We start from the raw sequence: 25,817 nt of genomic DNA on the forward strand, positions 1-25,817 counted from the left end.
CCATCGAACCGGTGGCGCAATCCTTTCTGGAAGGACAGTGACCATGGGTCTCATCGGCACGATCGTGATCGGTTTTCTGGTGGGCTGGCTGGCCCGCGCCATCCTGCCCGGCACGCAGGCGCTGGGCTTCATCCTGACCACGCTGCTGGGCATCGGCGGCTCGCTGGCGGCCGGCTATGTCGGCCAGGCGCTGAACTGGTACAGCGTCGGCCAGCCGGCCGGCTTCATCGCCTCGGTGGTCGGTGCGGTGGTGCTGCTGTTCGTGGTCGGCAAGCTGCGGGGCGGCTCGGCCTCGGCCTGAGGCGCCTCAGTCGCTGTCCTGTCGGCGCGGGTCGGCCTTCAGGAAGACCTCGGGGTGCGGCGCGAAGTCGGCGTGCAGCGGCAGCAGCGCGCCGCCCAGCGCCCGCGCGTCCGAGCCGATGCTGCCGGCATGCAGGCGAGGGCGGCGCACGCCCTCCCAGCAGTGCGCATCGAGCGCATCGCCGCTCTGGGCGATCAGCCGGGCCAGCAGGCGGCGGTCGATCACGCCGTCGATGACGACATCGTCGATGTCGAGCACGCAGCTGGCGCCGACGATGGCCATCGCCAGCGCCCGCGAGGCATGGCCCAGCCAGGCCTGGGTGTGCGGATGCCAGGGCGGCTCGAGCGCGCGCTCGTCCAGCGCGGCCGAGGGATCGATCCGGGCGGTCTCGTACAGGCGCTGCAGGTTCAGCAGCGAGGCCGCACCCAGCAGCTGCGTGCTGGCGGTGCCTGCGCCAGGCACCGCCAGCGGCATCGAGCCGATCGCGCCGGCATTGCCGTGGGCGCCGGGATGCAGCCGGCTGTCGAGCACCAGGCCGCCGCCGCTGAAGGTGTCGACGAAGATGTAGAGAAAGTTGCGCAGGCGACGGCCCTCGCCGCCGACCAGCTCGGCCAGGCTGGCGGCCACCGTGTCCTTGGCGGCATGCACCGGCAGGCCGGTCGCCGTGGCCAGATGGCCGGCCAGGTCCAGCGTCTCCCAGGTCCGCGCCTGGGCTTCGGGCATGCCGAACAGCCCGGTCCAGCCGCCGATCGACAGCGGTGCGGCCACGCCGATGCCGCACAGCCGCTCCGGCCGGTCCAGCGGCAGCATGCGTGCGCTCAGCGCCTCGCGGCAGCGCCGGATCATCGCCAGCAGCGCCGCGGGCAGATGCTCGGGATCGGGCCAAGCGTAGGGCAGGCCCTCGCGGTGATGGACCCGGCCGAGAAAGTCGACCAGCAGCACATCCGCATGCTGGCGCCCGACCTTGACGCCGATCGCCCAGGCGCCCTCCGGATCGAGCGCGATCGGCACCGAGGGCTGGCCGATGCGCCCGCGCAGCGGCTCGCGCTTGAGCAGCAGGCCCTCGTCGAGCAGCGCGTTGACGATCATCGAGATCGTCTGGGTGCTCAGCCCGGTGACCCGCGCCAGCTCGGCCTTGGGCAGCTCGCCGTGCAGCCGGATGGCCTGCAGCACCACCCGCTCGTTGAACTGGCGCATGCCGTTCTGGTTCGAGCCGCGCGGCGGGCGGCGGCTGGAAGAGGAGGGGGCGTCAGGGAAGGGCTGATCCGGATTCACCATGGCAGAAGGCCCGCACGAAGGCGGGCCGGTCTCGAGGAATGAGGCGGGTGCTGCCGAGCCTCAGACGTCGAGCGGCTCTCCGATCACGCCCTTCTTGAACAGGAAGTTGCCGTAGGGCTGCAGGTCGGAGGTCAGCACGATCGCGAAGGCCTCGCGGACGCGATCATAGAACGCGAAACGCTCCACCGCCTCGCATTGCTCGGAGCGGGCATGGCCGCCCTGCTCGAGCATCGCCACCACATCGCGTTGCAGCCGGCTGCGGTAGCCGTCGGGCATGGTGCAGACCTGCATGTAGGCCACCGGCTGCTCGACCGCCGCATCCAGATTCATCAGCGACAGCACTGCCTGCGAGGCGCGCAGCACATCGGCGCCGGGCAGATGGATGACCGGCTTGCTGCGGCCTTCGGTGGCCAGCCGGGCGGCGGTGAAGTTGGCATCGGCGATGACGATGGCATCACCATGACCCATCTCGGCCAGCACCTTCAGCAGGTCCGGCGTCAGCAGCGGATCGATTCCCTTGAGCATGACGAAGGATCTCCGGGGTTTTTCTTCAGTGCGCCAGGCATTCGGCCGGGATCTGCTCCGGCGGCATCGCGCCGGTCATCACCGCGACCGTGTCGCTCATGCTGATCTTCTTCGGGTCGAGCACCGCGGCGCGCCGGCCCAGGCGGGCGACATGGATGCGGTCGGCGATCTCGAAGACATGCGGCATGTTGTGCGAGATCAGGATCACCGGCAGGCCCTTGTCGCGCACCCGGCGGATCAGCTCCAGCACCATGTTGCCTTCCTTGACGCCCAGCGCCGCGGTCGGCTCGTCGAGAATGACCACCTGCTTGGCGAAGGCGGCGGCGCGCGCCACCGCCACGCACTGGCGCTGGCCGCCCGAGAGCGTCTCCACCGCCTGCGTCATCGAGCGGATGCCCACCTTCAGGTCGTTCATCCGGGCGATGCTCTGCTCGAGCATCTTCTTCTTGTCGAGCATGCGCAGCACATTGCCGGCGAAGCCCTCGCGGCGCAGCTCGCGGCCCAGGAAGAGGTTCTCGGCGATGGTCATCGCCGGGGCCACTGCCAGATCCTGGTAGCAGCACTCGATGCCGGCCTGGCGGGCCTCGATCGGGGTGCGGAAGCGCACCGGGCGGCCTTCGAGCAGGATCTCGCCCTCGTCGGGCACGGTCGCACCCGACAGCGCCTTGATCAGGCTGGACTTGCCGGCGCCGTTGTCGCCGATGACCGCCAGGATCTCGCCGGCGCGCAGCTCGAAGTCGGCGCCGTCCAGGGCGGTGACCTGACCGTAGCGCTTCACCAGGCCGCGGGCCTGCATGACGATCTTGTGTTGATTCGGGGTGGCGCTCATTTCAGCGGGCTCCCTTGCGAGACAGTTGGTCGACGGTGACGGCGATGATGACGAGGATGCCGGTGATCAGCACCTGGTAGACGGAGGACACGCCCATCAGCGTCAGGCCGTTGCGCAGCACGCCGACGACGATGGCGCCGGCCAGCGTGCCCAGGATCACGCCTCGGCCGCCGAACAGGCTGGTGCCGCCCAGCACGACCGCGGTGATCGCGTCCAGGTTCTCGGTCTGGCCGGCGTTGGGATCGCCCACACCGGTGCGGGCCACCGCCAGCAGCGAGGCGACGCCGTAGAAGGCGCCGGCCAGCACATACACGCCCAGCAGCACGCGGTCGGTCGGAATGCCCACCAGGCGGGTGGCCTCGGGGTTGTTGCCGACCGCGTAGACATGGCGGCCCGAGGGCGTGTCGCGCAGCCAGAACCAGACGCCCAGATAGAGCAGCACCATCAGCACCGTGCCGTAGGCGATCGGGGTGTCGCCGATCTTGAAGGTGTTGCCCAGCCACAGCATGGCGTCAGGCACGCTGGTGACGGTCTGCGCACCGGAGTAGAGCTGCGTGATCGCGAAGGCGATGTTGAAGGTGCCCAGCGTCACGATGAAGGGCGGCAGCTTGATGCGGGTCACCAGCAGGCCGTTGACCAGGCCGAAGCCGGCGGTGACGGCAATGCCCAGCAGGATGGCCAGCGGCGCGGGAATGCCGAAGTCCTCGGCGACCTTGGTCATGACGATCGAGCCCAGCGCCATGACCATGCCGCACGACAGGTCGATGCCGGCGGTCAGGATGATCAGCGTCTGGCCGATGGCGATCACGCCCACGACCATGACCTGCTGCAGGATCAGCGCGAAGTTGGCGCCGCTGAAGAAGTTGTCGGTGGTGAGCCCGAAGATGGTGCAGGCGATCGCCAGGGCGATGAAGGGCCCGAGCTGGCTGACCGGCGGCAGCTTGTCTTTCAAGGTAGTCACGCGGGAATCCTTGCGCAAGAGGAGGAGAGAGGGCGAAAAAGGCGGGCGACGGGCGGCACGAGGCCGAGCGCCGGCCGCGGCACGGCAGGAGCCGAAAGGCCCTCTTGCGAGGGCCATGGAGGAGAACCGGAAGGGGCGCCGCGGTGCCGCGTCGGGCACCGGGCGAGGTCTGGGCGCCGGCGCGGATCAGCGCCGGCGGCCATCACCGTCAGATCACTTCTTGCCCCAGCACAGGTCGACGCCGACCTTGGTGTCCTTGCTGTCGACGCCGGCCACCGGCTTGGCGGCGATCAGGGTCACGCCGGTGTCGACATAGCCGCTGACCTTCTTGCCGGTCTTGGCGTACTCGACGCCGGCGGCCACGCCCATGGCGGCCATCTTCAGCGGGTACTGCTGCGAGGTCGCGGCGATCTTGCCGCCGGCGACGTCCTTGACGCCATCGCAGCCACCGTCGACCGACACGATCACCACATCCTTTTCCTTGCCGGCGGCCTTCAGCGCGTTGTAGGCACCCGCAGCGGCCGGCTCGTTGATCGTGTAGACTAGGTTGATGTTCGGGTTCTTCTGGAGGCAGTTCTCCATGCCGGTCTGGCCCTTGGCGCGGTCACCGAAGGAGTCGGCCATGCAGACCACCTCGGCCGGCTTGGCCAGCTCGTTGTTCTTCGCGTCGAAGGACTGCAGGCCATAGCCCTGCAGGAAGCCGTTGTGGCGCTGCGCACCCACTGGATGGCCGGGGAACAGGTCCAGCGTCGCGATCACCGGGGCCTTGCCGCCCAGCGCGGCCTTGGCGTACTGGCCGATCAGCACGCCGGCCTTGTAGTTGTCGGTGGCGAACAGCGCATCGGTGGCGTCGACCGGATCGGTCGGGCTGTCCAGCGCGATCACCATCACGCCCTTGTCGCGCGCCTTCTTGATGGCCGGGATGATGGCCTTCGAGTCGCTCGGGGTGATCAGGATGGTCTTGGCACCGGCGGCGATCATGTTCTCCATCGCGGTGACCTGGCCGGCGTTGTCGCCGTCGGTCTTGCCCGCGCCGCTCAGCAGCTTGGCGCCGAGCTTCTTGGCCTCGGCCTGGGCGCCTTCCTTCATCTTGACGAAGAAGGGATTGGTCTCGGTCTTGGTGATCAGGCCGATGACCGGCTCGGCCGCCATCGACGACGAGGCCATGCAGGCCAGAGCGGCGGCGATGCTCAGGGTGGAAAGACGCTTCATGGTGTTGTCTCCGTTGCGCTAGGAACGACCCGCTTGGCAGGCCCGGTGGTGAGGTGAGGTGTGGGATGAATTCTTGTCCTTGGGACTAATTAAATCAACTAGCTTGATTTAGTGCTTTCCCTAGTGTCTTGCCGAGCCTGAAATGAGACGATGATTGCCCACACGACACGCAAACCATTGCGTCGCCTCCTCAACAGGACAAGAACCGGACAAGACCCATGAGCGCGAGCCTGCCCATCGTCATCTGTGGCGAATCCCTGCTGGATGTGTTCCAGAACGGCACGACCCCCAACGGACTGCACCTGGATGCCGTCGTGGGCGGCTCGCCACTGAATGTCGCCGCCGGCGTGCAGCGCATGGGCGGCCGCGCGGTCTTCCTGGGCGCGGTCTCGCGCGACTTTCTCGGCGACCGCATCCTCGCCAGCATCGAGCAGGAAGGCATCTCGACCGAGGCACTGGTGCGCTGCGACGCACCGACGACGCTGAGCCTGGTCGGCGTGGATGCCGCCGGCGTGCCGAGCTACCGCTTCTACGGCCACGGCGGCGCCGACCGCCAGCTGCTGCCCGCGCATCTGGCGGCGCTGCCGGCCCAGGTCGCGGCGATCCACTTCGGCTCCTACGGCTGCGTGGTCGAGCCGATCGGCTCGACGCTGCGTGCGCTGGTCGAGGCACGCCACCGCGACACGGTCATTTCCTTCGACCCGAACGTGCGCCTGAATGTCGAGCCCTCGCATGCGGTCTGGCGCGAGCACATCGAGTGGATGGCCTCGCGTACCCATCTGCTCAAGCTCAGCGACGAGGATTTCGAGCGTCTGTACCCGGGCGAGAACATCGAGGCGCTGGCCGAGCGCTGGCTGGGTGCCGGCGTGGCGCTGGTGATGATGACCCGCGGCGGCGAGGGCGCCTTCGCCTGGACGAGGGCCGGGCGGGTGCAGGTCGCCGCGCCGAAGGTCACGGTGCAGGACACCGTCGGCGCCGGGGACACCTTCCAGGCCGCGACGCTGATCGCGCTGGCCGAGATCGGGCGGCTGTCGCCGCAGGCGCTGGCGGACATCACGCCCGATGAAGTGGGTCGGGTGGCCGATTTCGCCGCCCGGGCTGCGGCGATCACCTGCACCCGACGCGGCCCGGATCTGCCGCGCCGCGCCGAGCTGCGCGCCCAGGTCTGAGAATTTGCTATGATCGCGGTCTTCGTCGGGGTGTAGCGCAGTCTGGTAGCGCATCTGCTTTGGGAGCAGAGGGTCGTGAGTTCGAATCCCACCACCCCGACCACCGAATCCAGCGCCCCGCCATGCGGGGCGTTTTCGTTTGCGGCCGGCTTCGGCCAGCGACTCAGGCCTCAGGCCGGCGTGCGGAACGAGGCCACCGCCTGCAGCAGGCCGCCGGCCTGCTCGCGCATGTCCTGCGCGGCGGCGGCACTCTCCTCGACCAGCGCGGCATTCTGCTGGGTGCTGCGGTCCATCTGGGTGATCGCCTGACCGACCTGCTCGATGGCGGCGTTCTGGTCCTGGCTGGCGTCGCTGATGTCGGCGACGATGCTGCTGACCCGCTCGATCGAGCGCACGATGTCTTCCATCGTCGCGCCGGCGCGGCCCACCAGCGCAGAGCCCTGCTCGACCCGGCCGACGCTGGTCGAGATCAGGTTCTTGATCTCGCGCGCCGCCTCGGCCGAGCGCTGCGCCAGATTGCGCACCTCGCTGGCCACCACCGCAAAGCCCCGGCCCTGCTCGCCGGCGCGCGCAGCCTCCACGGCCGCATTCAGCGCCAGGATGTTGGTCTGGAAGGCGATCGAGTCGATCACGCCGATGATGTCGCCGATCTTGCGCGAGGACTCGCTGATGCCGTCCATCGTCTGCACCACGTCGCGCATCAGCGTGCCGCCGCCGGTGGCGATCTGCACCGCATCCTGGGCCAGCCGGGTGGCTTCCTGGGCATGGCCGGTGTTGGTACGCACGGTGTTGCTCAGCTCGTCCATCGTTGCGGCGGTCTGCTGCAGCGCGCTGGCCTGATCCTCGGTGCGCCGGCTCAGGTCGTTGTTGCCCTCGGCGATCTGGTTGCTGGCCTGGGCGACCGTCTCGGCACTGCCGCGCACGCCGCTCACGATCTGCGTCAGCGAGGCCTGCATCTCCTGCAGCGCGCGCAGCAGCGGCGAGAACTCGTCATGCTCGCGGTCGGTCACCGGGGTGGCCAGATCGCCGTCGCGCACCCGCTCGGCGATGCGCGTGCTCTCCTCGACCCGCCGGCTCATCGTGCGGCCGAGCTGCACCATGTTCCACAGCATGCCTGCAGCCAGCAGTGCCAGGATCGCCAGCAGCACGGTCAGGGTCTGGTTGACCGCCTGGTTGATCTGCTCGATCTCGTTCTTCAGCGCCGCATCCTGGTAGCCGACGTTGTCCTGCAGGGCCGCCAGCAGCGCATTGCGTGCAGGAATCGTGTGGTCGACCAGGTAGGCGAATGCCTCCTCCCTGCGCCCTTGCCGCACCAGCTCCAGATTGCCTTCGCCATGAGTCCAGAAGGCCTTCATCAGGCCCGGAATGCTCGAGAAGCGCTGGCGCCCCTGCTCGCTGAAGAGCTTGCTCTCGTAGCTGGCAGTCGACTGCTCGATGAGCTGGCGCCGCTTCAGGATGTCGTCGATCGCCGCCTGACGTTCGTCGGCGTTGCGTGCCAGCATGCCGTGGCGCAGCTGCAGCGAGGACTGGGTGACATACAGCTCGATCTGGGCGATCTCGCGCAGCTGCGCGGTGCGCACCGCTTCGGTCCGTCGGGCGATGTCGTTGGCTTCGCCGAGCTTCCAGTATGAAAAGCCGGCCGTGCCAGCCATCAGCGTCACCGTCAGCATGGAAAAGAGATATTGGCGGCGTGTCACGCCGGGTGCGGGCCAGAGAGCCATGTCTTTTGTTCCTGCCGTGATCGACACTGGTTGAACGTGCTTTCCGGTATCGGCAGATTCATGCGGATCTGAACCCCGGTGGTATCATGCAGGGCTCTGCCTGTAGCTCAACTGGATAGAGCAGCTGCCTTCTAAGCAGCAGGTCGGGGGTTCGAGTCCCTCCGGGCAGGCCAGTCGGCTTGCTGGCCCTGTGCCAGAACATCCGCCCAACACAAGCACGAAGCCCCTGGGAGATCACTCTCCCCCAGGGGCTTCGCGCATTGGATCGCTGGAGCGACCCGATCAGTGGTCAGTGGTCAGAGATCGGCGTCCGCCGACTCCAGCATTCTCTGGCTCTGCTGGGCCAGCGGCTTGGTGGCCCAGGCCCAGGCCGAGGCCACGCCCTCGCGACGAACGCAGGCCCGGACCTGGGCGCGCAGCTCGCGGCGCGGGCCGCGGATCCGCTCGACGGTGCAGCGGCCGGTGACCGCCTCGACGATGTGCATGTCGACTTTCATGGAGTCCTTGGAGTTGTGGCGGCCCATGGAGGAAGGACCGCCAGGATGGGAGAGCCCAGCATCATGCCAGTGCGGCCGCCGCCCTGACCCCGAGATGCATGCCGAGAAAGTCCACAAGCTCATCGATGCGATGCACCAGCGGTGCCCGCAGATCATGATCGCCGTCCACGATCAGCAGCCTGCCATGGCCACGGGGCAGCGCCTCATGCAGTCGGAGTGCGTCTGACAGCGGCACCGTCTGGTCCTGGGCGCCGTGCACCACCAGAACCGGGCAGCCGATCCGTGCCATCTGGCGCTCGGGTGCGATGTGATCGAAGCGCTCGCCGATCACCTCCTGCACATGCTCGAGAATGGCTGCGCCGATCCAGCGGCCGGGAATGCGATGCGCTCGAAGCCAGCGCTCCATCACCTCCTGGGGATGGGCGAATGACGACAGGCTGGCGACGCACTTCACCTCGCCATGGCGCGCCGCGTGCAGCAGCACGGCCGCACCGCCCAGAGAATGGCCCAGCAGCCCGACGCGGCGCGTGTCGAGCGCCGGGAAGCGGCGCAGCGCCTCCAGGACCGCGGCCAGATCCTCCGCGAAACGCGGCAGCGAGCTGAAGGCCTCGCGGGAACTGTCTCCGTGGCTGGCCGCATCGAAAAGCACCACCGCCATGCCGGCGCCCACAAGTGGCACGATCAGCGATGACAGCATGGCGGCATGGGATCCCCAGCCGTGCACCGCCACGACCACCGGTACGGGCTCTTCGGTGCTGACGCCCTGAGGTTCGGCTCGCCAGCAGGCCAGGCGCTGACCGCGTGCGCCGTGCACGACAAACGGGGTCAGCGCCTGGCCGTGCTGCTGGTCGAGCCACCTGTTGCGCGGCGGTGGCCTGCGCGTCGGTCGCAGACCCTGCAGCAGCAGGACATGCAGCAGGGCACGCCACGCACGCGGCAGACGGCGCGTGGCTGGCGGAGGCACGGTCTGCAGGTTCATGGCGTGTCCGGATGGTGAAGCCGCAGCGTGATGACTGGCCAGGCGAAGGCCAGTGCGGCCGCGCCCATGCCCAGCGAGATGCCAGCCAGGTTCGCCCAGTCGACCCAGTAGGTCAGTTCCTGCAGTGAAGAACGCGTCGCCGCCGGCACCACCACAAAGCCGATTCCCGCAGCCAGTGCTGCCGTGCTCGCGGCCAGAGGCAGCGCGCTGCGCCACTGCGCCATCGACCGACGCCCTGCCCGCATCATCAGCACCAGCCAGGCCAGGGCACCCAGTGCCAGCAGTGGCCAGAGGCCCAGCGCGATCTCCCAGACGATGTTCATCACGAGCCAGATTTCGTACATGTCGTCTCTCCTGTTCAGACCCGGCCCTTGAGCACCGCCATGTAGGCGGGCTTGAGCATGCGGTACTTCATCAACCACGCGAAGAAGCTGTCATTCAGCGGCTCGATCATCGGCAGCGACGGTGTCAGCCGGCCTTCGTAGTCGAACTCGATCAGCATTGCCGAGCCCTCGCGTGTGATCAGTGGGCACGAGGTGTAGCCATCGAAGGTCTCGTCGGCCTGGCGACCGGCGATCACCTCCACCAGGTTGTGGGCCACCAGCGGCGCACTCTTCTTCACCGTGGCCGCGGTCTTGCCGCGCGGCGTGCCGTTGATGTCGCCGATGCCGAACACGTTGGGGTAGCGGCGGTGCTGGAGCGTGCTCTTGTCCACCTCCAGCCAGCCGCCGGCGGCGAAGGGGCCTTCCTTCCAGGCGAGCTCGCTGTTCTTCACGGCGTCAGGCGCGCGCATCGGCGGCACGACGTGGATGAAGTCATAGGGCATCTCCTGCTTCTCGCCTTCGGGCGAGACGAAGGTGGCGCGGCGCGCGCCGATGTCGATGGCGGCCAGCTTGCGCGAGAACTCGACATCGATGCCCAGCGACTTCCATCGCTCCAGCACGTTGTCGTTGACCACCTTGACACCGAAGACATTGCCCAGCGCCGACTGGAAGCTGATCTTCGAGTTGCCCAACGTGCCCGCCTTCAAGAGGCGGTCGCGGAGCATGAAGCTCATCTTCAAGGGGGCGCCGGCGCACTTGAGCGGCGTGGCTGGCAGCGTCATCACGGCGTTGCCGCCCTTGGCCGTGAAGGCCTGCATGGCCGCCCAGGTGGCCTGTGCCGCCTGCGGGCTGGGGTAGACGCTGGCCAGGCCTGGTGCCTTGTCCGTGCCGATGGCGCCGACATCCATGCCCTCGATCTGCGCGAAGTCCAGGTGCACGCCGGTGGCCACCACCAGGAAGTCGTACGGGATTCGCTGGCCACCCGCAGTGACGACGGTGTTGGCCGCCGGGTCGAAGCCGGCCACCATGTCCTTCACCCACTCCACGCCGGCAGGCTGGTAGTCGGCGTTGCGGTCGCGCACCTTCTCCACCGGCCACACGCCGGTGGCCACCAGCGTGTAGCCGGGCTGGTAGTTGTGCTCTTCCTTGCGGTCGATGATGGTGATCTTCGCGCCATCGAGCATGCGTGACAGCCGGTTGGCCACGGCGATGCCGCCCAGGCCGCTGCCGGCGATGACGATGCGGGCCGATGTCTTGACGGCGGCACGCGCGGGTGCCGGCCCTGCGGCGGCACCTGCCAGGACCGGTGCTGCCGTCAGCGCTTGCAGCCAGCGTCGGCGGGACGAGTCCATGCCAGATGTGGGGCGGTTCTGCTTCATGCTTGTCTCCTTGTGGGGGCCGCGGTCCGGCCCGGACGCGCAGTGGACTGCGCTGTTCGAGGTGGGGTCAGAAGGCCAGCGTGTTGACGCCGGGCTTGAGCAGGTGGGCCGCCACTTCGGCCGGCTTGGCCGGGGTCACGCCGGCGATCAGGTCGCTGGCCTGCTTGCCGGTGTTGGGCAGGTACAGGGCGCAGACCTCGACCTTCGCACCGGCCTTGATCACGCCCTGCAGCATCTGCTGCGGCGTGACGTTGCGCGGCTTGAGCGTGGGCATGTCCTTGCCGGTCAGCGCGATGTCGCCGGCCGCGTCGCACAGCAGCACCCGCACCGTGGCCTTCTGCTCCAGGGCCTGGCCCGCGAGCACCAGCCCGGCGCCCTGCGCCATGGCATTGCCGGAGTGGATGTTGACGAACAGCTCCTCGGCCTGCACCGCGGCGGCGGTGGACAGCAGGGCGGCGGCGATGATCAGAGACTTCTTCATGGGTCAGAACTCCAGGGGTGGGTGGACAGGGTTGAGGAACAGGGTTGAAAAGAAAAACGTCTTGCTGAAGCTGGTCAAAGTGTGGTCGGCTTCGCAGGCAAGCCCAGCAGCGTGCGCAGTTCATCGGCCAGTCGGACCGTGGCCACCTGGGCCACACGGCCGTTGTCCAGCCGCAGGACGGTGGCGGCGCCCTTCACGCGCGGGATGTCGGCCACCTGCGCGAGATGAGCGCCTTCGCGGACGAGGGCGATCGGGAAGGGCAGTTCGCGCAACTTGGGCAGGGCGAACATGCGGGTCACCAGCGCCGGCATGCCGCTGATGTCGGCCACGTAGACGAGGCGCATACGCTCGGCCACACCGGCGGGCTCGGCAGCGAGCACGGCACTGACCATGTCGCTGACCGGCTTCTCGGACGTGAAGATCACCCAACGTGTCTGGGAGCTGACAGCAGCCGGCTTGTCGTGCTGGTCGTTCAGGCTCAGTGTGGGCATGGCCGAGCCTTCCGTCAGTGGCGCGGCATCTGCCCTCAGCGGCAAGGACAAGGCCACGGCACAGATCAGCGCGGTCAGGGTTGTGGCCCAGGCGGCGCGCATGCCAGGCTGGCGGGGATTCATCGGGTTCATCGCGGGTACCGTGCGGCGTTGCCGGTGTTGACCATGTGCTCGGCCATGCCGGTGAAGGCCCGCTCGACCGCTTCACGCAATGCTGGGTCAGCCACCTGCTCGGCCAGTGCCTGCCGCATGCACAGCATCCACTCGTCGCGCTCCATGACGCCGATGGCGTAGGGCGCGTGCCGCATGCGCAGTCGGGGGTGGCCGCGCTCGCGGATGTACAGCGGCGGCCCACCGAACCAGCCACTCAGGTACTTGAAGAGGCTGTCCGCGCTGCCAACCAGGCTCTCGGGGTGCAGGCGGCGCACCGTGTAGGCCTCGGGCAGCTCGTCCATCAGCGCGTAGAAGCGGTCCACCAGGGCGCGGATCGCCGATGCGCCGCCCAATCGGGCATAGACGCTGTCGGTCGCGACTGCAGTTTCGGCCAGGGCTTCGGTCATGGTGTGTCGGGTTTCCAGGTTCAGCGGCAAGTTCAAGCGCCAATCAGCGGCAGATCACCGGTACTGACGCAGATAGTTCCACTCGAAGCCGCGCTTGGCCCAATGGAACAGACGGGTGGACGGCAGCAGCCAGTTGCGCTCGGGCGTGCGCCAGATCAGCGTGCCGTGGTCGACGGCGTCGACGATGCAGATCAGCTCGACCTTGAAGGTGGCGCTGGACGGCTTGCCCTGCAGGTCGGCGAGCAGGTTCTCCGCTGCCGCCGCGGCCTGCAGGTCGGCCATGTGCGCCTGCTTGGGCATCCAGTCGGGGCCGGGGAAACTGCCCGAGTCGCCCACCACGTAGACGCGCTCGGTGCCGGGAATGCGGCACTGCGCATCGGCCTGCAGCAGGCCACCGGGCGAGCGCGGCAGGCCGGTGGTGTCGAACCATGCGTTGCCCGTCATGCCGGGCATGAAGAGGATCAGATCGGCGGCGAACTCGCCGCCCTCGGTCACGACCTTGTCGGTGTCGAAGCGCTTGAGCTTGTAGCCCAGGTGGGTGCGGATGCCGCGCCGCGCCATCTCGCCCAGCAGGTGCTTCACGGCCTTGGGGCCGAGGCGGTTACCGGGCTCGGTGCTGGGGTTGAAGAAGACGATCTCGAAGCGTTCGCGCCGGCCTTCGCGCCGGAGTTGCTCGTCGATGCCGAAGAGAAACTCGAACATCGGCCCACCGCGTACCGCGGTCGGCTCGTTCGGGTTGCCGGCGAAGCCGACCGCGATGGTGCCGCCCTGCATCTCGCGCAGGCGGTCGCGGATGCGCTCGGCCGCGGTGATGCCCTCGCAGGGCGTGATCGCGTGTTCGATGCCCGGCAGCCTCTTGATGAAGCGACCGCCGGTGGCGATGACCAGTGCATCGTTGGTCACTTCGCCCAGGCTCGTGTGCACCGTACGGCCACCGTCGCCCAGCACGGTGATGTGGGCGGGGTTGCTGCGAGCGGTCATGAGGCGTTCGCTGCTGTGCTGGCCGTGCCTTCATTGCCGTTGGCCAGGCGCGCCACCACCCGCTGCAGCGCGGCGGTGGCCGTCTCGCAGGCGGCGTGCACGGCGGCGTTGTCGGTGGCTGCCGCGATCACCGCCGGGTCCTGCAGCGCGATGCGTGTCACGCCGGGACGGGCCTCGGCGACGCCACAGCCACAAGGCAGCATCGCGCCCATGTCGGGCTCCGCACTCAGGATCGAGTGGGCCACCTTGGGGCTGCAGATGCCCAGCAGCTTCTGCGGGTGGCTGTCCAGGCCCAGCTTGGCCTTGAGCGTGGCCTGCACGTCGACCTCGCTGACGATGCCCATGTGCTCGGCCGCAAGTGCCGCCCTCAAGGTCTCGATGGCAGAGGGCAGAGGCTGCGGCAGGTCGATGGTGAGGGCGTAGGCGGTGGTCATGGGCTCGATGCTCGGTGTTGGGGCGGTGTTGGGGTGAAGGTCAGAGCGGGTCAGGCGGGCTCGGCGAGAGGCAGCTCACGCACCCGGGCCAGGAACTCGTCGCGCGTGGCGCCGCCGAACCAGGGATGCCAGCGCCGCTGTTCCAGCACGTTGGAGACGGCACGCGAGCGCTGGGCATGGCCGGTGAACAGCAGCGTCTCGGCCGGCCGCTTGAAGACGTCGTTCACCACGCTGTCCCACAAGGCCTCGGGCAGGGCCGGACGCGGCTGGAAGGGGCAGGCGTCCACGGCCAGCAGGCCGCCGCAGAACAGGCGGTCGCGCCACAGGTAGCTCAGGCATCCGGCGGTGTGGCCCGGTGTCTGCAGCACCTGGACATGCTCGTTGCCGAAGGTCAGCACGCCATGCTCGGCCTCGCCCGCTGCCGCTGCCGCCGCGGCGGGAAGGTGGTGCTGGATGCGGGGCGCACCCAGCGCATCCAGCGCCGCGGCCTCGCCCGTCAGCAGCGCGTCGTGCTCATGGGTGCGCAGCAGCCAGCGCAGGCGCAGCTGGTGTTCGTCGAGCATCGCTCCCAGCAGGGGAACGTCGGCGCCGCGCGGGTCGATCAAGACGGCTTCGCCGGCATCCAGATCGGCCAGCAGGTAGCTCACCGCACCGCTGCGTTCGTCGTGCAGGAGTCGGAAGTACATGGATCGCTCCCTGGGCACTTGTCAGTGCTGAAGCTTCAGCACGGCGGCCAGCAGCAGCGCCGCGGCGCAGGCCCACCCGGAGAAGATGGCGCGCCAGATCCAACGTCGCGGCACGAAGCCGACGCCGCGCACGAAACCCGCGCTCATGGCCCAGAACAGCGCCATCGCCAGGTTGTGGTCGGCCTTGCCGGCTGCATCGGCCATCAGCGGGGGGTACAGCGTGCCGCCTACCATGATCAACAGGGCCACTGTCAGGCTGGGCCACTGGATCCGGGAGGGCGTGGGCACCGGCACGTGCACGGTGTTCATTGCATGGCTCCGTCATCACCGTCGCGAGTGGCTTGTGCTCGTGCAGCCTCGTTCTCGCCCCACATCGCATTCATGATCGCCAGCAGCACGGCGAAGCCGACCCCCAGCATCCAGGCGAAGTACCACATGACTCTTTCCTTTCAGGCAGCGTCGCCGCCGATGAGGATTCGCGTGTCGCCCGCATAGCGGTGCGGCGGAATCTCGAGGTTGGTCGGAGCCGGCTTGTTCTTGAAGACGCGGCCGGCGCCGTCGAAGGTGGAGCCGTGGCAGGGGCAGAAGAAGCCGCCCGGCCAGTCCGCCGGCAGGCTGGGGCTGTTGCCGCCCTGGGGCGCGTTGCTGGGCGAACAGCCCAGGTGCGTGCAGATGCCGATGGCCACGAAGACCTCGGGCTTGACGGCGCGCGCCGGGTTGCGCGCGTAGTCGGGCTGCTGGGCCTGGGCGGACTGCGGGTCCACCAGCTGGTCGTCGTGGCCCTGCAGCGCCGCGATCATCTCGGGTGTGCGCCGCACCACCCATACCGGCTTGCCGCGCCATTCCACGGTCTTGGATCCCCCGGGGGGAATGTCGGAGATGTCGACCTCCACCGGGCCGCCGGCAGCTCGGGCGCGCTCGCTGGGCGCGAAGGTCGACACGAAGGGCACGGCGGTGGTCAAGGCTGCGACACCGCCGGCCACGCCCGTGGCGATCAGCCACAGCCGCTTCTCGGGATCATGTGGCGCTGTGTCGATCGAGGGGCAGGCGACGGGAAGTGATGGGTTCATGACGTGCTCCGTAGGTCGAGACAGGGATCAGTACGCGGTGTGCTCGTTGGCGCGAATGTGTTCCGCGGTCACCTTGCCGCGCATCACCCGGTAGGCCCAGGCGGTGTAGAACACGATCAGCGGCATGAAGATCAGCGTGGCCCAGAACATCAGGCCCAGCGTGAGATGGCTGGAGACGCTGTCCCACACCGTCAGGCTGGCGTTGGGCTGGCTCGACGACGGCATCACGAACGGGAACATCGCCGCGCCGGCTGTGCCGATCACGCCCACCAGGGCCAGCGCCGAGGCGATGAAGGCGCTCAGCGTGCGCCGCGCCGCCACCAGCGTGGCAGCGGCCAGCGCGCCGGCGATGCCCAGCGCCGGCAGCAGCCACAGCAGCGGCTGCTGGCGATAGTTGAGCCACCAGGCGTCGGCGCTGCGTGCCACGGTCTTCGACATCGGGTCGGGCAGGGCGGCAGGATCGATCTGCGAAGTGATGACATAGCCCTCGATGTCGCCGAACTTCAGCCACAGGCCGGCGCCGACGAAGGCCAGCACCATCACCAGCGCCGCGCCCACCGCACCGCGCACGGCGCGCTGCTGGATGGATCCTTCGGTGCGATGCGCCAGGTAGGTGCCGCCGTGCATCGTGATCATCGCGCTGCTCACCACGCCGGCCAGCAGCGCGAAGGGGTTGAGCAGCTGCCAGAACGTGCCGGTGTAGGTGCTGATCAGATAGTCGTCGAAGCCGAAGGGCACGCCCTGCAGCAGATTGCCGAAGGCCACGCCGAAGATCAGCGGCGGCACCGCCCCGCCGACGAACAGGCCCCAGTCCCAGGTGCTGCGCCAGGTGGCGTTGTGGATCTTGCTGCGGTAGTCGAAGCCCACCGGGCGGAAGAACAGCGCCCACAGCACCGCCAGCATCGCCCAGTAGAAGCCGCTGAAGGCCGTGGCATAGACCAGCGGCCAGGCCGCGAAGATGGCGCCGCCACCGGTGATGAACCAGACCTGGTTGCCGTCCCAGTGCGGGCCGACGGTGTTGATGACGACGCGGCGTTCTTCATCGCCTTTGCCGACGAAGGGCAGCAGCGTGCCCACGCCCATGTCGTGGCCGTCCATGATGGCGAAGCCCACCAGCAGCACGCCGACGAGCAGCCACCAGATGATCTTGAGGGTCGGATAGTCGATCATGGTGCGTGCCTCAGGCGTGTGCGGGTTCGAACTGGTAGCGGCCGGTGCCCAGTGAGCCGGGCCCCTGACGCGCGAACTTCTGCATCAGGTAGATCTCGACGATCAGCAGCACCGTGTAGAAGCCGATGAAGCCCGCCAGCGAGCCGTACAGGCTGTTCACGCTGAGCGTGGAGACGCTCATGTGCGTCGGCAGCACGCCGTAGATGGTCCAGGGCTGGCGGCCGTATTCGGCCACCACCCAGCCCAGCTCGCAGGCGATCCACGGCGCCGGCAGCATCAGCACCGCAGCGCGCAGCAGCCAGGGCCGCGTCTGGAACTCGCCCTTCAGCGTGGCCCAGAAACTCAGGCCGAACAGCAGCAGCATCGCGAAGCCCAGCCCGACCATGATCCGGAAGCTCCAGAACATCGGCGTCACGCGCGGCACGGTGTCGTGCATGGCCTGGTCGATCATCGCGGGGGTGGCCTGGCGCACGTCGGCGGTGTACTTCTTCAGCAGCAGGCCGAAGCCGAGGTCGCCCTTGGTCGCTTCGAGCACGCGCTTGGCCTCGGCGTCGTCGCGGTTCTTGCGCAGGGTTTCCAGTGCAGCGACGGCGGTGATGCCGTTGACGATGCGCTCACGGTTCTTCGCCTTGATCTCGTGGATGCCGGGGATTTGCTTCGTCACCGAGCGGGTGCCGATCAGGCCCATCACCCACGGGATTTCGACAGCCCAGTCGTTCTTCTGTTCAGCCTCGTTGATGCCCGCGATGACGTTGAAGCTGGCGGGCGCGGGCTCGGTCTCCCACATGGCCTCGATGGCGGCCATCTTGGTCTGCTGGGCCTCGCCCACGGTGTAGCCGCTTTCGTCACCGAGCACGATCACGCTCAGCACGCTGGCCAGCCCGAAGGCCGACGCCACGCGGAAGCTGCGCTTGGCGAACTCGATATCGCGGCCCCGGAGCAGGTACCAGCTCGACACCGACAGCACGAACATCGCGCCGGTGACATAGCCCGCGGAGACGGTGTGCACGAACTTGACCTGCGCGTCGGGATTGAAGACGACCGCCCAGAAGTCCGTCATTTCCATGCGCATCGTCTGGTAGCTGAACTCCGCGCCCACCGGGTTCTGCATCCAGCCGTTGGCGATCAGGATCCACAGCGCGCTGAGGTTGGTGCCCACGGCCATCAGCGTGGTCACCATCAGGTGCTGGGTCTTTGTCAGCCGGTCCCAGCCGAAGAAGAACAGGCCGATGAAGGTCGACTCCAGGAAGAAGGCCATCAATCCTTCGATGGCCAGCGGCGCGCCGAAGATGTCGCCGACGTAGTGCGAGTAGTAGGCCCAGTTGGTGCCGAACTGGAACTCCAGCGTGATGCCGGTGGTGACGCCAAGCGCGAAGTTGATGCCGAAGAGCTTGCCCCAGAAGCGGGTCATGTCCTTCCAGATGACCTGGCCGGTCATCACGTAGACGCTCTCCATGATCACCAGCAGCCACACCATGCCCAGCGTCAGCGGCACGAAGAGGAAGTGGTACATCGCGGTGGCAGCGAACTGCAGGCGCGACAGGTCGACGAGTTGTTCCGGAATCACGAGGGTTCTCCGCGGGTGACGACAGGTGCAGGGCCGCCCAGGTGGGCCGCAGCCCGATCGGCATCGACGCTGACCTGTTCGTCCTGCACGAAGGCTGCCCACAGGCCGGTCAGCACCATGAGCTTCAGCACGATGGCGACGGCCAGATGGCGGACCAGGCGATCCTGGGCAGAGGGCTTGTTCATGCCTTCTCTTTCTCAAGATGCGTGCCACGGATCGAGATTGGAAAAAATCCTTTCAGAACAATGACTTGTGAAGTATCGATCTTTGTTCATGCCAGTTTGGCAGTTCAGTGGCTGCCATTCATGGCATTGACATGCCATTCATGCAGCCGCTGTCATGATGGCCGTAGACTCGGTCCCACCCCGCCGATCTTCCTGGAGCATGAATCCGATGGCCGCTGTCCTGCCCGAACTGGTGTCCTATCTGGAAGGGCTGCCCGAGCCTCACATCCTGTTCGACCGGCAGTACCGGATCATGGCGGCCAACGCGGCCTATCGGCGCCAGTTCAGTCCGCAGGGATCGGTGATCGGGCGCACCTGTCATGAGGTCTCCCATCACTTCGACGTGCCCTGCGACCAGGCCGGGGAAAGCTGCCCGCTGGCGCGCTCGCGCGAGTCCGGGCAGCGCGAGCGTGTGCTGCACCTGCACCACACGCCCCAGGGCGAGTCCTACGTCAACATCGAGCTGGTGCCGCTGCGCGATGCCCGCGGCGAGCAGGCCTTCTTCATCGAGAAGATGGAGCCCTTGCGTGTCGCGCAGGGGCAGCCGGCGGTCCAGGGCCTGATCGGCCGCTCGGAGCCTTTCCGGCGGCTGCTGTCGCAGGTGGCCCGGGTCGGGCCGTCACGGGCCAGCGTGCTGCTGCTGGGCGAGTCCGGCACCGGCAAGGAGCTGGTGGCGCAGGCGGTGCACGAGGCCAGCCCGCGTGCGGCGCACTGCCTGGTGGTGGTGGACTGCGCCAGCCTGCCCGAGACGCTGTTCGAGAGCGAGCTCTTCGGCCACGAGCGGGGGGCTTTCACCGGGGCCGGCACGAGCCGGCCGGGGCTGGTGGAGTCGGCCAGCGGCGGCACCCTGTTCCTGGACGAGGTCGGCGACATTCCTTTGCCGATGCAGGTCAAGCTGCTCAGGCTGCTGGAAAGCGGCACCTATCGCCGCGTGGGCAGCACCGAGCTGCGGCGCACCGATGTGCGCGTGGTGGCGGCCACGCACCGCGACCTGAAGGCGATGGTGGCCGATGGGCGCTTTCGCGAGGATCTCTACTACCGGCTGAGTGCCTTCCCGATCGTGCTGCCGCCCCTGCGGGAACGCGCGGGCGACATTGCGCTGCTGGCGCAGGCCCTGCTCGAGCGGGTGGCATCCCGGCCGCGCATGGTGCTGTCTGCCGGCGCGCTCGATCGACTGCAGCGGCATGCCTTCCCGGGCAATGTGCGCGAGCTGCGCAATGTGCTCGAGCGTGCCTCCCTGCTGGCCGACGAGCTCGAGATCGGGGTCGACGAGATCGAGGCTGCGCTCGGTGCCGATGCCCTGTCGGTGCCGGCGCCGCTCCTGGGCACGCGGGCGCCCGAACCTGTGGCCGTGCCGCCGCAGCGGTCTCTGCGCGATGTCGAGCTGGCCGTGCTGCAGGAGCGCTTGCGCAGCCATCAAGGCACACGTGCCGAGCTGGCCCGCCAGCTCGGCATCAGCGAGAGATCGCTCTACCGCAAGCTCCGGGCGCTCGGCCAGCATTCCGGATCCTGAGGGCTCAACCGCGCATCAGGAAGGCCGCCGTCATCGCCAGGCCGGTCAGCACCACGCCGGTGCGCACCCAGGCAGCCGGCAGCCGTCGTGCCAGCCGCGCGCCGATGAAGCCGCCCAGCGTGGCGGCCACCATCATCACCAGCGCCTGCGGCCAGGCCACTGCGCCGGCCCAGGCGAAGGCGGCCACCGACAGCAGCGACAGCACCAGCGAGTTCAGGTTCTTCAGCGCGTTGGCGGTGTTGAGGCTGGATTCGCCGGTCAGCGTGTACAGCGCCATCAGCAGGATGCCCAGGCCGCCGTTGAAATAGCCGCCGTAGACGGCCACCGCGAACAGGCCGAGCCGCTGCGCCCGCAGCGAGGAGGCGGAAGAAGAGGGCGAGGGCGCCGACGTGCTGGCGTCCCGCGCCCGGCGTGCGGCCACCAGGCGCGGTCCGAGCGCGAACAGCACGGTAGCGAACAGCAGCAGCCACGGCACCGCGGCCGAGAACAGCCGGGCCGGCGTGACCAGCAGCAGCCCGGCTCCGGCCAGGCCGCCCAGCGCGCAGATCAGCGCCTCGGCATGGCGGCGTGCGGCCGGCAGCTCGGCGAGTTCGCGCCGGAAGCCCAGCGCGCTGCCGAGGTAGCCGGGACTGACCGCCACCGCGCTGGTCGCATTGGCGACGATCGGCGGCAGGCCGGTCCAGACCAGCGCAGGAAAGGTGAGAAAGCTGCCGCCTCCGGCGATCGCGTTGAGCGCGCCGGCGCCCAGCGCCGAGGCGCTCAGCAGCAGAAGATGGGAGAGGTTCAGGGGCAGATCAAGTGCGGACATGCCCCGAGTGTCTCAGCTCCGTGCGTCTCTGCTCCGCGCGCGGCGGGCGCGGGCCTCGCCGGCCTGCGGGCGCACCATCAGCTGGCGGCGCGCCTCCGGATAGATCAGCGACTCCTCCAGATCGATGTGGTCCTTGTAGAGCTCGGTGAAGACGGCGGTGCCCTGGCGCAGCGCATCGATGTCGTACCAGCTGTAGCCCTGAGCGACTGCATCGATCTGCGCCGACAGCTCCAGCCAGTCTTCCTCGAGCCAGCCGTGATCCTGCTGCAGGCGCAGGATGTGCTGCACCAGCTCGGCGTCGCCGCTGGCGAGCAGGCCGGGAAAGACCAGCCGCTCCTCGTCGGCATGGTGCGCGCGTGCGGTCTGGCTGAAGAAGCGCACGATGTCGGAGGCCATGCGGCGTGCCACCGCATCGACGCCCTTGTCGTCCAGATGATCGACCAGGGCGGCCATGTCGCGCAGCGTCGCCAGCACCTCGCGGTGGCAGGTGTCCAGCGCCTCGAATTCCTGCTCGACCGGGATCGGCACCGGCAGGACGGCTTCAGCGGCAAGGGATGCGGACAGGCTCATGATCGACTCCTGGGTGGTGCGCTGCAGCAGCGCGATGGGCCCATTCTTGGCCTGTCGCCGGCACGCGGGTTGAGCGAGGTCAACCCGGGATCAGTCCGGAGGAAATTCACATTTCAGGTGCATCCGTGCCGATCTTGCCTCATTCTGGTGCCTTCTTCGCCGCCTGGCCGCACAGATAGGTCCAGACCAGCGTCGCGGCGGCATTGCTGCTGAGATCGGCGTGGTCGTAGGGTGGCGCGACCTCGACGCAGTCCATGCCGACCCAGTTCTCGCCGGCCAGCTCCTCGAGCAGCGTCAGCGCCTGCGCGGTGGTCAGGCCGCCGGGCTCGGGCGTGCCGGTGCCGGGTGCGAAGGCCGGATCGAGCGCGTCGATGTCGAAGCTGAGGTAGAGCGGCGGCTGGCCGCGGGCGGCCCAGCGCGCCTTCAGCGTGTCGATGACCTCGGCGAGCTGGGCGGCGCTCTCGCGCCCGCGCAGGTCGCGCGCGGTCCAGATCAGGCCGCCCTGGTCGCACACGTAGTCGCGCGCGGCGCGGTGGCCGGCGCTGCGGATGCCGATCTGCGCAAACGCCTGCGGATCGACCAGGCCCTCCTGGATCGCCTCGTACACCCAGGTGCCGTGGCCGCTGGGCTCGCCGAAATGGTCTTCCCAGGTGTCGCAGTGGGCATCGAAGTGCAGCACGCCGAGCGGGCGGCCGTGCTGCCGGCGCTGGGCGCGCAGCAGCGACAGCGTGATCGAGTGGTCGCCGCCGAGCCAGACCATGTGCTGGCGCGCCAGCAGCGCCGCGGCCTGCGGCTCCAGCGCCGCGCGCATGCGCTCCAGGCTGGTGTTGGGCAGCGCCAGGTCGCCGTGGTCGCACAGCAGCGCGTCGGGCGAGACGTCGAACAGCGGATGGATGCCGTCGCACAGCATGTGGCTGGCCTGGCGGATCGCGCGCGGGCCGAAGCGCGCGCCGGGGCGGTTGGTGACGGCGCCGTCCCAGGCGATGCCGGCCAGGCCGAAGGGGCGGGGCTGCGGGCCGGCAGGCACTTTCATGAAGGTGTGGGCGGACAGGAAGGCGAAGGCGTGGTCGCTCATGGCTTGAACCGAGGGTCGATCAGGCCCGCAGTGTGCAAGATCCGCGGCATGAAGACCTCGCCCGAAACCCTGCAGGCCCTGCACGCCGCCGAGGTGCAGCGCTATCTCGACACCCACCCGCGTTCGGTCGCGCTGGCCGACGAGGCCACCCGCCACTGGCTCTACGGCCTGCCGATGCACTGGATGCGCGACTGGCCGGCGCCGCGGCCGCTGTTCGTCGCCGAGGCGCGCGGCGCGCGGCTGCGCTGCGTCGATGGGCATGTCTACGACGATTTCTGCCTGGGCGACACCGGCGCGATGTTCGGCCACGGCCCGGCGCCGGTGGCGCAGGCGCTGGCGCTTCAGGCCGGGCGCGGCCTGACCGCGATGTTGCCGCCCGGGACGCTGCCCGACATCGGCCGGCGGCTGGCTGCGCTGTTCGGGCTGCCGCGCTGGCAGGTCACGCTGAGCGCGACCGACGCCAACCGCTTCGTGCTGCGCTGGGCGCGCGCGATCACCGGGCGGCCGAAGCTGCTGGTCTTCGAGGGCTGCTATCACGGCACCGTCGACGACACGCTGGTCGACCGCGCCGACGACGGGCGCACGCTCACCCGCGCCAGTCTGCTCGGCCAGGTGCAGGATCTGGCGATCGGCACCGTCGTCGTGCCCTTCAACGATGCCGCGGCGGTCGAGGCGGCGCTGGCCGGCGGCGACATCGCGGCGGTGCTGACCGAGCCTGCGCTCACCAACTGCGGCCTGGTGCCGCCGCTGCCGGGTTTCCTGGAGGCGGTGCAGGCGGCCTGCCGGCGCCACGGCACGCTGCTGGTGCTCGACGAGACGCACACGCTGTCGAGCGGTCCCGGCGGACTGGGGCGCCGGCTCGGGCTGCAGCCGGACTTCCTGGTCGCCGGCAAGGCGGTGGCCGGCGGCATGCCCTGCGCGGTCTACGGCTTCACCGATGCGGTGGCCGAGCGCATGGCGCGCACGAAGGAGGCCGCGCCCGAGGGCCATTCCGGCATCGGCACGACGCTCTCGGGCGGCCTGCTCGGGCTGGCAGCGCTGCAGGCCTGTCTGGCCGAGGTGATGACGCCTGCGGCCTGGGCGCGCATGGAAGCCGGCGCGGCGCGGCTGCAGGCCGCGCTGGAGCAGGTGATCGCCGCGCGTGCGCTGCCCTGGAGCGTGACCCGGCTGGGCGCGCGCATGGAGCTGCAGTTCTGTGCCCGCGCGCCGCGCGACGCGCGCGAGGCCGCCGCGGCGATGCACGCGCCGCTGGAGCGGCTGCTGCACCTGTGGCTGCTCAACCGCGGCGTGCTGCTGACGCCCTTTCACGACATGCTGCTGGTCTCGCCCGAGACGGACGATGCGGCGATCGACCGGGTCGCGGCGCTGCTCGACCGCTTCCTTGCCGGTCTGACCCCGGCCTGATCCGGAATTTTCATGCTGCCGAACATCGTTCCATAATGCGGAAAATTGTTCTGCTGCGGCGCATCAAAATTTTCCATCGTGAGAAAACTTTTGCCATGATGTGAAATGATCTCTATAAGTTGTTGATTTCATTGGGATCAAAAAGATGTCTTATATAAGACATAAGTGTTGGCGTCCGGAAGGGGCGGGATTAAGCTTGAGCCATCGAACACGCCGTGTTCAGCCTCCTTGAAACACCGTCGAACGGAGAGACTCATGACGAACCTGACCCGCGAACAACAGATCGCCGCCCTCGAGAAGGACTGGGCCGAGAACCCCCGCTGGAAGCTGGTGAAGCGTGGCTACAGCGCTGCTGACGTCGTGCGCCTGCGCGGCTCGCTGCAGCCCGAGTACACCCTGGCCCAGCGCGGTGCCCAGGTCCTGTGGGACAAGGTCAACGGCGGCGCCAAGAAGGGCTATGTCAACGCCTTCGGCGCGATCACCGCCGGTCAGGCGATGCAGCAGGCCAAGGCCGGCCTAGAAGCGGTGTACCTGTCGGGCTGGCAGGTCGCCGCCGACGGCAACACCTCGGAAACGATGTACCCGGACCAGTCGCTGTACGCCTACGACTCGGTGCCGACGATGGTGCGTCGCATCAACAACACCTTCAAGCGCGCCGACGAGATCCAGTGGAGCCGCGGCATCAACCCGGGCGACGAAGGCTACATCGACTACTTCCTGCCGATCGTCGCTGACGCGGAAGCCGGCTTCGGCGGCGTGCTGAACGCCTTCGAGCTGATGAAGAACATGATCGCGTCGGGCGCTGCCGGCGTTCACTTCGAAGACCAGCTGGCCGCGGCCAAGAAGTGCGGTCACATGGGTGGCAAGGTGCTGGTCCCGACCCGCGAGGCCGTCGAGAAGCTGATCTCCGCCCGTTTCGCCGCCGACGTGATGGGCGTGCCGACCCTGATCCTGGCCCGCACCGATGCCGAAGCGGCCAACCTGATCACCTCGGACTACGACGAGAACGACAAGCCCTTCCTGACCGGCGAGCGCACCCAGGAAGGCTTCTTCCGCGTGAAGAACGGTCTGGAGCAGTCGATCAGCCGCGGCGTCGCCTACGCGCCCTACGCCGACCTGGTGTGGTGCGAGACCGGCGTGCCCGACATCGGCTTCGCCCGTGAATTCGCGCAGGCCGTGCTGTCGGCCTGCCCGGGCAAGCTGCTGTCGTACAACTGCTCGCCGTCGTTCAACTGGAAGAAGAACCTGAGCGACAGCCAGATCGCTTCCTTCCAGGAAGAGCTGAGCGCGCTGGGCTACAAGTACCAGTTCATCACGCTGGCCGGCATCCACGTCAACTGGTACAACACCTTCAAGTTCGCCCACGCCTATGCCCGCGGCGAAGGCATGAAGCACTACGTCAACATGGTCCAGGAGCCGGAATTCCAGGCCCGCGAACAAGGCTACACCTTCGTGTCGCACCAGCAGGAAGTCGGCACCGGCTACTTCGACGAAGTGACCACCGTGATCCAGGGCGGGTCGTCCAGCGTCAAGGCGCTGACCGGCTCGACCGAGGAAGAGCAGTTCCACTGATGACTGCTCCGGCGCCCGTGCGGGCCGGTCCGTGATC

The 25,817-nt window shown here is 68.4% G+C and carries 30 protein-coding genes and 2 tRNA genes; 7 read left to right on the forward strand and 25 right to left on the reverse strand.

The window, feature by feature from the left end; all coding sequences use genetic code 11:
* Positions 1-43 precede the first annotated feature (43 nt).
* Positions 44-301, forward strand: a complete 258-nt coding sequence (locus HZU84_RS05840; protein WP_037483506.1) for a GlsB/YeaQ/YmgE family stress response membrane protein — start codon at positions 44-46, stop codon at positions 299-301.
* 6 nt (positions 302-307) lie between these two features.
* On the opposite strand, the gene HZU84_RS05845 is transcribed toward HZU84_RS05840, so the two are convergent.
* The 5 genes from HZU84_RS05845 to HZU84_RS05865 all read right to left on the reverse strand — a co-directional run bounded on the left by HZU84_RS05845 (position 308) and on the right by HZU84_RS05865 (position 5,106).
* The gene (locus HZU84_RS05845) at positions 308-1,579 is read right to left on the reverse strand and encodes an ROK family transcriptional regulator (RefSeq protein ID WP_149503474.1); all 1,272 of its coding nucleotides are present in this window, start codon (positions 1,577-1,579) and stop codon (positions 308-310) included.
* Positions 1,580-1,639: 60 nt separating this feature from the next.
* Entirely contained in the window at positions 1,640-2,104 is a 465-nt protein-coding gene (locus tag HZU84_RS05850) for an RbsD/FucU family protein (protein WP_149503475.1), read from the reverse strand.
* Positions 2,105-2,129: 25 nt separating this feature from the next.
* Positions 2,130-2,933 (reverse strand): ATP-binding cassette domain-containing protein, encoded by an 804-nt coding sequence (locus tag HZU84_RS05855; RefSeq protein WP_149503476.1) that lies wholly within the window; start codon positions 2,931-2,933, stop codon positions 2,130-2,132.
* A 1-nt stretch (position 2,934) separates the two neighbouring features.
* Positions 2,935-3,894: an ABC transporter permease gene (locus HZU84_RS05860; protein WP_149503477.1), complete on the reverse strand. Its 960-nt coding sequence runs from the start codon at positions 3,892-3,894 to the stop codon at positions 2,935-2,937.
* Positions 3,895-4,107: 213 nt separating this feature from the next.
* On the reverse strand, positions 4,108-5,106 hold the full coding sequence (locus HZU84_RS05865) for a sugar ABC transporter substrate-binding protein (protein WP_149503478.1): 999 nt from the start codon (positions 5,104-5,106) through the stop codon (positions 4,108-4,110).
* A 218-nt stretch (positions 5,107-5,324) separates the two neighbouring features.
* Between HZU84_RS05865 and HZU84_RS05870 the strand changes: the two genes are divergently transcribed.
* Positions 5,325-6,275, forward strand: coding sequence for a carbohydrate kinase family protein (locus tag HZU84_RS05870; RefSeq protein ID WP_149503479.1), 951 nt, complete (start codon positions 5,325-5,327; stop codon positions 6,273-6,275).
* Between the two features lie 26 nt (positions 6,276-6,301).
* A tRNA-Pro gene (locus tag HZU84_RS05875) sits at positions 6,302-6,378 on the forward strand.
* Between the two features lie 67 nt (positions 6,379-6,445).
* Here HZU84_RS05875 and HZU84_RS20935 read toward each other — a convergent pair.
* A complete protein-coding gene (locus HZU84_RS20935; protein ID WP_149503480.1) occupies positions 6,446-7,996 on the reverse strand; it encodes a methyl-accepting chemotaxis protein in 1,551 nt (516 codons plus the stop codon).
* A gap of 96 nt (positions 7,997-8,092) precedes the next feature.
* On the opposite strand from HZU84_RS20935, the gene HZU84_RS05885 reads away from it, so the two are divergent.
* Positions 8,093-8,169, forward strand: a tRNA-Arg gene (locus HZU84_RS05885).
* Positions 8,170-8,292: 123 nt separating this feature from the next.
* Here HZU84_RS05885 and HZU84_RS05890 read toward each other — a convergent pair.
* The 16 genes from HZU84_RS05890 to cydP all read right to left on the reverse strand — a co-directional run bounded on the left by HZU84_RS05890 (position 8,293) and on the right by cydP (position 18,799).
* Positions 8,293-8,493 (reverse strand): hypothetical protein, encoded by a 201-nt coding sequence (locus tag HZU84_RS05890; RefSeq protein WP_139330908.1) that lies wholly within the window; start codon positions 8,491-8,493, stop codon positions 8,293-8,295.
* A gap of 61 nt (positions 8,494-8,554) precedes the next feature.
* Positions 8,555-9,472, reverse strand: coding sequence for an alpha/beta hydrolase family protein (locus tag HZU84_RS05895; protein WP_149503481.1), 918 nt, complete (start codon positions 9,470-9,472; stop codon positions 8,555-8,557).
* A complete protein-coding gene (locus HZU84_RS05900) occupies positions 9,469-9,816 on the reverse strand; it encodes a hypothetical protein (protein WP_149503482.1) in 348 nt (115 codons plus the stop codon). Before HZU84_RS05900 ends, HZU84_RS05895 begins: the two co-directional genes overlap by 4 nt.
* Positions 9,817-9,830: 14 nt before the next feature.
* Positions 9,831-11,174 (reverse strand): NAD(P)/FAD-dependent oxidoreductase, encoded by a 1,344-nt coding sequence (locus HZU84_RS05905; RefSeq protein WP_149503483.1) that lies wholly within the window; start codon positions 11,172-11,174, stop codon positions 9,831-9,833.
* A gap of 67 nt (positions 11,175-11,241) precedes the next feature.
* Positions 11,242-11,655, reverse strand: a complete 414-nt coding sequence (locus HZU84_RS05910; RefSeq protein WP_149503484.1) for a DsrE family protein — start codon at positions 11,653-11,655, stop codon at positions 11,242-11,244.
* 74 nt (positions 11,656-11,729) lie between these two features.
* Complete coding sequence (locus HZU84_RS05915; RefSeq protein WP_149503485.1) at positions 11,730-12,278, reverse strand: hypothetical protein; 549 nt, start codon at positions 12,276-12,278, stop codon at positions 11,730-11,732.
* Complete coding sequence (locus tag HZU84_RS05920) at positions 12,275-12,706, reverse strand: group II truncated hemoglobin (RefSeq protein ID WP_149503486.1); 432 nt, start codon at positions 12,704-12,706, stop codon at positions 12,275-12,277. Before HZU84_RS05920 ends, HZU84_RS05915 begins: the two co-directional genes overlap by 4 nt.
* Before the next feature lie 54 nt (positions 12,707-12,760).
* Entirely contained in the window at positions 12,761-13,687 is a 927-nt protein-coding gene (locus tag HZU84_RS05925; RefSeq protein ID WP_244954478.1) for an NAD(P)/FAD-dependent oxidoreductase, read from the reverse strand.
* Complete coding sequence (locus HZU84_RS05930; protein WP_149503487.1) at positions 13,684-14,121, reverse strand: DUF302 domain-containing protein; 438 nt, start codon at positions 14,119-14,121, stop codon at positions 13,684-13,686. The genes HZU84_RS05925 and HZU84_RS05930 overlap by 4 nt, the downstream gene beginning before the upstream one ends.
* 50 nt (positions 14,122-14,171) lie before the next feature.
* Entirely contained in the window at positions 14,172-14,807 is a 636-nt protein-coding gene (locus tag HZU84_RS05935) for an MBL fold metallo-hydrolase (RefSeq protein ID WP_149503488.1), read from the reverse strand.
* Between the two features lie 21 nt (positions 14,808-14,828).
* Positions 14,829-15,116: a cyd operon YbgE family protein gene (locus tag HZU84_RS05940; protein WP_149503489.1), complete on the reverse strand. Its 288-nt coding sequence runs from the start codon at positions 15,114-15,116 to the stop codon at positions 14,829-14,831.
* Positions 15,113-15,244, reverse strand: a complete 132-nt coding sequence (cydX, locus tag HZU84_RS05945) for a cytochrome bd-I oxidase subunit CydX (RefSeq protein ID WP_149503490.1) — start codon at positions 15,242-15,244, stop codon at positions 15,113-15,115. The genes HZU84_RS05940 and cydX overlap by 4 nt, the downstream gene beginning before the upstream one ends.
* 12 nt (positions 15,245-15,256) lie before the next feature.
* The gene (gene petA / locus HZU84_RS05950; protein WP_149503491.1) at positions 15,257-15,877 is read right to left on the reverse strand and encodes a ubiquinol-cytochrome c reductase iron-sulfur subunit; all 621 of its coding nucleotides are present in this window, start codon (positions 15,875-15,877) and stop codon (positions 15,257-15,259) included.
* A 27-nt stretch (positions 15,878-15,904) separates the two neighbouring features.
* Complete coding sequence (gene cydB, locus HZU84_RS05955) at positions 15,905-17,047, reverse strand: cytochrome d ubiquinol oxidase subunit II (protein WP_149503492.1); 1,143 nt, start codon at positions 17,045-17,047, stop codon at positions 15,905-15,907.
* A gap of 10 nt (positions 17,048-17,057) precedes the next feature.
* Positions 17,058-18,614 (reverse strand): cytochrome ubiquinol oxidase subunit I, encoded by a 1,557-nt coding sequence (locus tag HZU84_RS05960; protein WP_149503493.1) that lies wholly within the window; start codon positions 18,612-18,614, stop codon positions 17,058-17,060.
* Positions 18,611-18,799 (reverse strand): cytochrome oxidase putative small subunit CydP, encoded by a 189-nt coding sequence (cydP, locus tag HZU84_RS05965; RefSeq protein ID WP_149503494.1) that lies wholly within the window; start codon positions 18,797-18,799, stop codon positions 18,611-18,613. Before cydP ends, HZU84_RS05960 begins: the two co-directional genes overlap by 4 nt.
* A 208-nt stretch (positions 18,800-19,007) precedes the next feature.
* On the opposite strand from cydP, the gene HZU84_RS05970 reads away from it, so the two are divergent.
* Positions 19,008-20,351, forward strand: coding sequence for a sigma-54 interaction domain-containing protein (locus HZU84_RS05970; protein ID WP_149503495.1), 1,344 nt, complete (start codon positions 19,008-19,010; stop codon positions 20,349-20,351).
* Positions 20,352-20,355: 4 nt separating this feature from the next.
* On the opposite strand, the gene HZU84_RS05975 is transcribed toward HZU84_RS05970, so the two are convergent.
* From HZU84_RS05975 to speB, 3 genes are all read right to left on the reverse strand, one after another.
* The gene (locus HZU84_RS05975) at positions 20,356-21,159 is read right to left on the reverse strand and encodes a sulfite exporter TauE/SafE family protein (RefSeq protein ID WP_149503496.1); all 804 of its coding nucleotides are present in this window, start codon (positions 21,157-21,159) and stop codon (positions 20,356-20,358) included.
* Positions 21,160-21,171: 12 nt separating this feature from the next.
* Positions 21,172-21,729, reverse strand: coding sequence for a hemerythrin domain-containing protein (locus HZU84_RS05980; RefSeq protein ID WP_149503497.1), 558 nt, complete (start codon positions 21,727-21,729; stop codon positions 21,172-21,174).
* A 139-nt stretch (positions 21,730-21,868) separates the two neighbouring features.
* Positions 21,869-22,804 carry an agmatinase gene (speB, locus tag HZU84_RS05985; RefSeq protein ID WP_149503498.1) on the reverse strand — a complete coding sequence of 312 codons (936 nt, stop codon included), beginning with the start codon at positions 22,802-22,804 and terminating at the stop codon, positions 21,869-21,871.
* A gap of 48 nt (positions 22,805-22,852) precedes the next feature.
* Here speB and HZU84_RS05990 point away from each other — a divergent pair, with 48 nt between their 5' ends.
* Complete coding sequence (locus HZU84_RS05990) at positions 22,853-24,208, forward strand: transaminase (protein WP_149503499.1); 1,356 nt, start codon at positions 22,853-22,855, stop codon at positions 24,206-24,208.
* A 255-nt stretch (positions 24,209-24,463) separates the two neighbouring features.
* Positions 24,464-25,780 carry an isocitrate lyase gene (gene aceA, locus HZU84_RS05995; protein ID WP_149503500.1) on the forward strand — a complete coding sequence of 439 codons (1,317 nt, stop codon included), beginning with the start codon at positions 24,464-24,466 and terminating at the stop codon, positions 25,778-25,780.
* The last annotated feature ends 37 nt before the right edge of the window (positions 25,781-25,817 follow it).

This window comes from Sphaerotilus sulfidivorans, assembly GCF_013426975.1.
Lineage (GTDB): Bacteria > Pseudomonadota > Gammaproteobacteria > Burkholderiales > Burkholderiaceae_C > Sphaerotilus > Sphaerotilus sulfidivorans.

Bases quoted from the DNA above. Each gene is read 5' to 3' on its own strand.
- HZU84_RS05840 (WP_037483506.1), top strand. From the start codon at position 44: ATGGGTCTCATCGGCACGATCGTGATCGGTTTTCTGGTGGGCTGGCTG.
- HZU84_RS05845 (WP_149503474.1), bottom strand. From the start codon at position 1,579: ATGGTGAATCCGGATCAGCCCTTCCCTGACGCCCCCTCCTCTTCCAGC.
- HZU84_RS05850 (WP_149503475.1), bottom strand. From the start codon at position 2,104: ATGCTCAAGGGAATCGATCCGCTGCTGACGCCGGACCTGCTGAAGGTG.
- HZU84_RS05855 (WP_149503476.1), bottom strand. From the start codon at position 2,933: ATGAGCGCCACCCCGAATCAACACAAGATCGTCATGCAGGCCCGCGGC.
- HZU84_RS05865 (WP_149503478.1), bottom strand. From the start codon at position 5,106: ATGAAGCGTCTTTCCACCCTGAGCATCGCCGCCGCTCTGGCCTGCATG.
- HZU84_RS05870 (WP_149503479.1), top strand. From the start codon at position 5,325: ATGAGCGCGAGCCTGCCCATCGTCATCTGTGGCGAATCCCTGCTGGAT.
- HZU84_RS20935 (WP_149503480.1), bottom strand. From the start codon at position 7,996: ATGGCTCTCTGGCCCGCACCCGGCGTGACACGCCGCCAATATCTCTTT.
- HZU84_RS05890 (WP_139330908.1), bottom strand. From the start codon at position 8,493: ATGAAAGTCGACATGCACATCGTCGAGGCGGTCACCGGCCGCTGCACC.
- HZU84_RS05895 (WP_149503481.1), bottom strand. From the start codon at position 9,472: ATGAACCTGCAGACCGTGCCTCCGCCAGCCACGCGCCGTCTGCCGCGT.
- HZU84_RS05900 (WP_149503482.1), bottom strand. From the start codon at position 9,816: ATGTACGAAATCTGGCTCGTGATGAACATCGTCTGGGAGATCGCGCTG.
- HZU84_RS05905 (WP_149503483.1), bottom strand. From the start codon at position 11,174: ATGAAGCAGAACCGCCCCACATCTGGCATGGACTCGTCCCGCCGACGC.
- HZU84_RS05910 (WP_149503484.1), bottom strand. From the start codon at position 11,655: ATGAAGAAGTCTCTGATCATCGCCGCCGCCCTGCTGTCCACCGCCGCC.
- HZU84_RS05915 (WP_149503485.1), bottom strand. From the start codon at position 12,278: ATGAACCCGATGAATCCCCGCCAGCCTGGCATGCGCGCCGCCTGGGCC.
- HZU84_RS05920 (WP_149503486.1), bottom strand. From the start codon at position 12,706: ATGACCGAAGCCCTGGCCGAAACTGCAGTCGCGACCGACAGCGTCTAT.
- HZU84_RS05925 (WP_244954478.1), bottom strand. From the start codon at position 13,687: ATGACCGCTCGCAGCAACCCCGCCCACATCACCGTGCTGGGCGACGGT.
- HZU84_RS05930 (WP_149503487.1), bottom strand. From the start codon at position 14,121: ATGACCACCGCCTACGCCCTCACCATCGACCTGCCGCAGCCTCTGCCC.
- HZU84_RS05935 (WP_149503488.1), bottom strand. From the start codon at position 14,807: ATGTACTTCCGACTCCTGCACGACGAACGCAGCGGTGCGGTGAGCTAC.
- HZU84_RS05940 (WP_149503489.1), bottom strand. From the start codon at position 15,116: ATGAACACCGTGCACGTGCCGGTGCCCACGCCCTCCCGGATCCAGTGG.
- cydX (WP_149503490.1), bottom strand. From the start codon at position 15,244: ATGTGGTACTTCGCCTGGATGCTGGGGGTCGGCTTCGCCGTGCTGCTG.
- petA (WP_149503491.1), bottom strand. From the start codon at position 15,877: ATGAACCCATCACTTCCCGTCGCCTGCCCCTCGATCGACACAGCGCCA.
- cydB (WP_149503492.1), bottom strand. From the start codon at position 17,047: ATGATCGACTATCCGACCCTCAAGATCATCTGGTGGCTGCTCGTCGGC.
- cydP (WP_149503494.1), bottom strand. From the start codon at position 18,799: ATGAACAAGCCCTCTGCCCAGGATCGCCTGGTCCGCCATCTGGCCGTC.
- HZU84_RS05970 (WP_149503495.1), top strand. From the start codon at position 19,008: ATGGCCGCTGTCCTGCCCGAACTGGTGTCCTATCTGGAAGGGCTGCCC.
- HZU84_RS05975 (WP_149503496.1), bottom strand. From the start codon at position 21,159: ATGTCCGCACTTGATCTGCCCCTGAACCTCTCCCATCTTCTGCTGCTG.
- HZU84_RS05980 (WP_149503497.1), bottom strand. From the start codon at position 21,729: ATGAGCCTGTCCGCATCCCTTGCCGCTGAAGCCGTCCTGCCGGTGCCG.
- speB (WP_149503498.1), bottom strand. From the start codon at position 22,804: ATGAGCGACCACGCCTTCGCCTTCCTGTCCGCCCACACCTTCATGAAA.
- HZU84_RS05990 (WP_149503499.1), top strand. From the start codon at position 22,853: ATGAAGACCTCGCCCGAAACCCTGCAGGCCCTGCACGCCGCCGAGGTG.
- aceA (WP_149503500.1), top strand. From the start codon at position 24,464: ATGACGAACCTGACCCGCGAACAACAGATCGCCGCCCTCGAGAAGGAC.